At 34.8% G+C, this 3,096-nt stretch carries 5 protein-coding genes; all 5 read left to right on the top strand.

Annotation, left to right across the window (positions count from 1 at the left end; all coding sequences use genetic code 11):
- A partial coding sequence (locus QVO88_RS10020) for a collagen binding domain-containing protein (protein ID WP_288177986.1) occupies positions 1-649 on the top strand: 649 nt, incomplete at its 5' end.
- 49 nt (positions 650-698) lie between these two features.
- Positions 699-1,094 (top strand): hypothetical protein, encoded by a 396-nt coding sequence (locus tag QVO88_RS10015; RefSeq protein ID WP_288177985.1) that lies wholly within the window; start codon positions 699-701, stop codon positions 1,092-1,094.
- Positions 1,084-1,395, top strand: a complete 312-nt coding sequence (locus QVO88_RS10010; RefSeq protein ID WP_022288338.1) for a hypothetical protein — start codon at positions 1,084-1,086, stop codon at positions 1,393-1,395. Before QVO88_RS10015 ends, QVO88_RS10010 begins: the two co-directional genes overlap by 11 nt.
- Positions 1,392-2,051, top strand: coding sequence for a hypothetical protein (locus tag QVO88_RS10005; RefSeq protein ID WP_022288337.1), 660 nt, complete (start codon positions 1,392-1,394; stop codon positions 2,049-2,051). The genes QVO88_RS10010 and QVO88_RS10005 overlap by 4 nt, the downstream gene beginning before the upstream one ends.
- 836 nt (positions 2,052-2,887) lie before the next feature.
- Positions 2,888-3,058 carry a hypothetical protein gene (locus QVO88_RS10000; protein WP_195550926.1) on the top strand — a complete coding sequence of 57 codons (171 nt, stop codon included), beginning with the start codon at positions 2,888-2,890 and terminating at the stop codon, positions 3,056-3,058.
- The last annotated feature ends 38 nt before the right edge of the window (positions 3,059-3,096 follow it).

Raw genomic sequence — 3,096 nt, 5'->3', positions numbered from 1 at the left:
TGATCTGAATATTTCAGGTATAACCTTCTATCTGAAGGGCACATCAGACACAGGACGTGAAATTGATATCCCTGCGGTAACTGATGAGAACGGCATAGCAAAGTTCGAGAACGTACCGATAGGTACATACAAAGTTATCGAGGATAAGGAAACAGTTCCGTATGGCTATCTCGTAGCTGATGAAAAAGAAGTCAAGGTCGAGTATGCACAAACTATTGATGAAACAATTCTGAACGCTGAGCAGACAGGTATAGTTCAAGTCCACAAGAAAACTGACGGAATGACAAACATTGAGGGCATTCGTTTTATTCTTTCGGGTGTGTCTGACACAGGCAGAGAGATACGCATTGAAGCTGTTACCGATAAGGACGGCATAGCGAAGTTTGAAAACGTACCTATAGGTACATACACTATCACAGAGGACGGCAGCACAGTTCCATACGGTTATCTTGTGGCTGACTCCAAACAGGTAACTGTTACTTACGCTCAGACAGTGGACGCAGATATGTTCAATGAAAAAGTTCCTGACACGCCAAACACTGGTTCTTCCGACAATGACATTGACGGCAGAACAGTTCTTGGCGGTGTAGTTGTCATACTCGCAGGATTTGCTATCGTGATGTTCAGCCGAAAAAGAAAAGAAAGATAATTGATACTGTCTGAAAAAAGACAGTAAAAAGGGGATCAATTTATCTATAATGAAGAAAGCGCCTGCAACGGGGCAGGCGCTGAGGAGGACGGGAATGAATAATGTGAATATCGATTTTAATTTCAAGTATCCAAGTAAAAAAGAAAGAGTAATTTATACAGTAACATCTGTTTTAAAAGATGAAATTAGATTGTTTGGTAAGAGTGTCATTTCAGCTATTCTAGTATGTGTTTGTTTTGAAAACGGCTGGATCTTACCGCAAGAACACTGTGATAACAATGATTTTATGATAGTTCTGTTTGCAATTTTCTGCTTTATGCAGTGTGCTATATTGATAAATGTATTCTCAAAAAAATACACATATGAGGGAAACATTATAGCCAAATTAAATGACGAGAAAATTATTTGTAGAGGATATTCTAAGAGAGGTGATAATGGTGAATAATGACAATGAACTCCATGATGTAACTTTTAAAATCAGGTATCCTAGCAAAAAGGAAAGATTTTTATATGCGGTAAAGTCCATTTTAATAGATGAGTTGACTATTCTTGCTGAAAGTATTGCTATAGCTGCAATACTTTGCTCTTTCTTTTCAAACGAATGGTCTATACCTCAAAAATACAATGTATTTATAGTACTATTGTACGTTGTATTTTTTGTTTCACAAATATTGATACTTTTAAGGGCTGCATTAACAGGGAGATACACCTTAAAAGAAATAATCATTCGGAGAATTGAGAAATGAGCATATTTAAAAGATTGGAAAATCACTATAAAAGTAAGAGCTACTTGACATATCATGCGGCTAATGAGCATGAACAGCTGCTGTTATTTTATCCAAATTATAAAAGCACAAGCAGTTTAAATAGAAAAAAGCCCCTGCAACTGGGCAGGGGCTGGGGAGGTAGAGATATGAATAATGAGAAAATAAAAGAAATCGAAGACTTCTCAAAAGGAATGTGGTTAAATTATGGTTGTAAGGTGGCAAAAGAAATACCAAATAGGCAGTTTCTAATGATAAAAACATCACACGCAAATAGTATTTTAAATGGTCTTAGCCTGTCGGGTATTCAATTTTCTGCTAAGTATGATGAAAGAAACCTTATGTTATATTATTCTCTTAATGATAAGATAAAGGTAAAAGAAATACTTAATAAAGCAAAAACTGATACTGCCAATTTTATCGAACAATTACTTTCTGACTATGATTGGGGTTCTAAGGAAAGCTATGCTTCCCTTTTGCCTGAAATAGCTGATATTATGAGTATTTCAATTTCTACATTAGAAAATTATCCTCCTCTTGTACAATTACGGCTTGAAATGGCATATGCACATTTTTGGTTTTCTGATAAAAGAACTATTTATGAGGTACTCAGTTCTATCTTGAAAAACTACTTATAAAGTACAAATGTTATAGACAAATCGAGCAAGAGGTAATTATGACATTATATAAAAATATTTTGATTCACTTAAATAAATACGGACACAATATAAATGATATTTTATGGGTTGGAAACACAAGGCAGCATATGAACCTATCTATATTTTGGAACTTTGCCTAAAAACACGATTTAAAATCGGTCTATAAAATTCCAGATGATTTCATTATTGTTGGTTCAGATTTTTGGCTTTCAAAGAAATACTGTGATGATGATTTCTACCAAGATCTATCGGATTGTTGGAAATATAACAAATATCCGTCAAAACCATCATGTGAAAAAAATGAATGGGTATCATTCTTTAACACAGATGAATTATCTTTCCTTAAATTAGAGTTTGGACTAACGACAAATGCACACAACTCAGATTTCTAAAACGAATGACATATTTGAAAGATAATGGGTATGAATTAATTGGAGTATAGCATATTTATTTACAAATTGCAAGCGGTTTAAATAGAAGAAAACGCCTGCAACGGGGCAGGCGCTGGGGAGGTAGAGTAATGTGAACACTCTTTTTTTGATTATATGCTATGTACTTGTAATAGGATCTTGGTCTTTGTTGTGGTCAATATACACTGGTGATCCTCTATATATTTGGCGAAAACCAATCGAAATTATTAAGAAAAAAGGAAAGCGTTTCAAGGTGAAATCATGAAGATACTCGATATCTTATTCGTTGTATTTGAATTGTACAATTTTGTCGGCTTGTTTAAACTAAGAAAAAGTGATAAAAAGGAAATAAAAGTGATAAAAGAACAAAAAGCCACAGAACACATGAATGAGGAGCTGATAAGAATGATAAAACTAAGAATACAGGGTTTACCCGATGAGGTCGAGAAGTTTTCCGAACAGCTGAAAAAGGACGGCTATCACTTTTTGATGGAGAGTGATGACTATCCGAACAGAAATTCGGAGTATGTAAGAAGATATGTGGAGGTAATGCTTGATGAAGATCAGGATCAATAGTTCTTGCAGAAAACGCCGTCAAGATCGCTACAACGGTA

Origin of the sequence: Ruminococcus sp. CAG:57, assembly GCF_000435935.1 — a bacterium.
Taxonomy (GTDB): Bacteria; Bacillota; Clostridia; order Oscillospirales; family Ruminococcaceae; genus Hominimerdicola; species Hominimerdicola aceti.
Note: the sequence above shows the minus strand (reverse complement) of the source record. Positions and strands in the feature narration are given on the sequence as shown.

What these genes read in the sequence shown, in the direction of transcription:
- QVO88_RS10015 (WP_288177985.1), top strand. Translation starts at nt 699, where the DNA reads ATGAAGAAAGCGCCTGCAACGGGGCAGGCGCTGAGGAGGACGGGAATG.
- QVO88_RS10010 (WP_022288338.1), top strand. Translation starts at nt 1,084, where the DNA reads ATGGTGAATAATGACAATGAACTCCATGATGTAACTTTTAAAATCAGG.
- QVO88_RS10005 (WP_022288337.1), top strand. Translation starts at nt 1,392, where the DNA reads ATGAGCATATTTAAAAGATTGGAAAATCACTATAAAAGTAAGAGCTAC.
- QVO88_RS10000 (WP_195550926.1), top strand. Translation starts at nt 2,888, where the DNA reads ATGATAAAACTAAGAATACAGGGTTTACCCGATGAGGTCGAGAAGTTT.